We start from the raw sequence: 1,517 nt of genomic DNA, 5'->3' as shown, positions 1-1,517 counted from the left end.
ATTCAGCCATAGGATGTTTATCATGACGCATTGGCATGATCGCCAACCGATTTTTCGCCAGTTGGCTGATCAGATCACCCAACAAATATTGCAGGGCGTCTGGAAAGAAGGCGAGGCTTTACCCTCCGTCCGCAGTATCTCTGCCGATATGAAAATTAACCACCTTACCGTCATGAAAGGCTATCAGTTACTTGTTGATGAAGGACTGGTGGAGAAAAAACGTGGCCAAGGCATGTTTGTCGCACAAGGGGCAATTCAACAATTGCGCTCTGCGGAAAAGGCTCGCTTTCTTGAACAGCAAATTCCTCAAATAGCCGATACATTACAACGTCTGGACATGTCAGTTGATGAACTTGTCCAGCAACTCAACCCCCATATGAAAGGTGACCAATGAGCGCATTAGTCAGTGTAAAAAACGTCTCCAAGCAGTACCGTCAACAAGGAGAGGCGCTTCATGATGTGAGTTTTGACTTACATGCTGGTCAAGTGCTTGGTTTACTCGGCCACAATGGCGCGGGTAAATCGACGCTTATTAACGCCCTACTCGGCGCCCACGACTACGAAGGGACTATTCGCATCAATGGCTTCGAGCCCATGATGCAGCGCGACAAGATCATGCAGAACTTGTCGTACATCTCGGATGTGAATGTTTTGCCAGATTGGATGACGGTCTCTCAGCTTCTGAGTTATACCGAAGGGGTTCACCCGGGTTTCAATCGCAGCAAAGCGGATGCGCTGCTTCGTCAAACCGACATCAAACCACGTGCGAAAATCAGAGCCCTTTCGAAAGGGATGAAAGTGCAATTGCACCTTGCCATTGTGATCGCAACCAATACACAAATCCTGATTTTGGATGAACCAACTCTTGGTTTGGATTTGGTTTACCGCGACACCTTCTACCGTCATTTACTGGAATGGTTTCATGATGGTGAACGCGTTCTGATCATCACCAGCCATGAAGTTTCCGAGATCGAGCATCTGTTAACCGATGTGTTGATTCTTAAACACGGTCGCCCGGTGCTGCAAACCTCAATGGACAGCATCAGTGAAGACTACTTTATTCTCGATGCCAATGACGAACACCGTGCGCAAATTGAAGCGATGCACCCACTCTCTTCTCAAAAAGGATTAGGCACAACGAAATGGCTATTGTCTTCACAATACGCTGATCAAGCGGCGGGGCTTGGCGATGTGCATGGTGTAAAACTGGCGGATCTGTTTTTAGCGTTACAAAAGGAGGCAGCATGATGCGCTCTGTCGTCGCAATGTTGCGTAAAGAGTGGTTAGAAAACCCACTAGTATTGCGCTTACCTTTGTTTATGTTGGCGTGTGGAGCGTTGCTTTTTATTAGTTTGATGAGTAACACCACGTTGCAACACAACATGTTTTTCGAAATGAGCCTCGGTGGCGATGTGAGTGATATTCACAAAGAACTTGGGGATGACGTCAATATGCTGATCACTGGTGGCGCTGGTTTGCTGTCTATGTTACTTGCCATTCAGTACTTCCCTAGAACG

The 1,517-nt window shown here is 47.3% G+C and carries 2 protein-coding genes and 1 pseudogene; all 3 read left to right on the top strand.

All coding sequences use genetic code 11. The features are described from left to right. Positions 1-22: 22 nt before the first annotated feature. Positions 23-394: a GntR family transcriptional regulator gene (locus tag R7Q38_RS23205; protein ID WP_005464887.1), complete on the top strand. Its 372-nt coding sequence runs from the start codon at positions 23-25 to the stop codon at positions 392-394. Further along, a complete protein-coding gene (locus R7Q38_RS23200) occupies positions 391-1,248 on the top strand; it encodes an ABC transporter ATP-binding protein (RefSeq protein ID WP_005497657.1) in 858 nt (285 codons plus the stop codon). The genes R7Q38_RS23205 and R7Q38_RS23200 overlap by 4 nt, the downstream gene beginning before the upstream one ends. Next, positions 1,248-1,517 (top strand): annotated as a pseudogene (locus R7Q38_RS23195) (hypothetical protein); the annotation flags it as partial. The gene R7Q38_RS23200 and the pseudogene R7Q38_RS23195, both read left to right, overlap by 1 nt.

This window comes from Vibrio sp. Vb0598, assembly GCF_033338935.1.
GTDB classification, from domain to species: domain Bacteria; phylum Pseudomonadota; class Gammaproteobacteria; order Enterobacterales; family Vibrionaceae; genus Vibrio; species Vibrio alginolyticus.
Note: the sequence above shows the minus strand (reverse complement) of the source record. Positions and strands in the feature narration are given on the sequence as shown.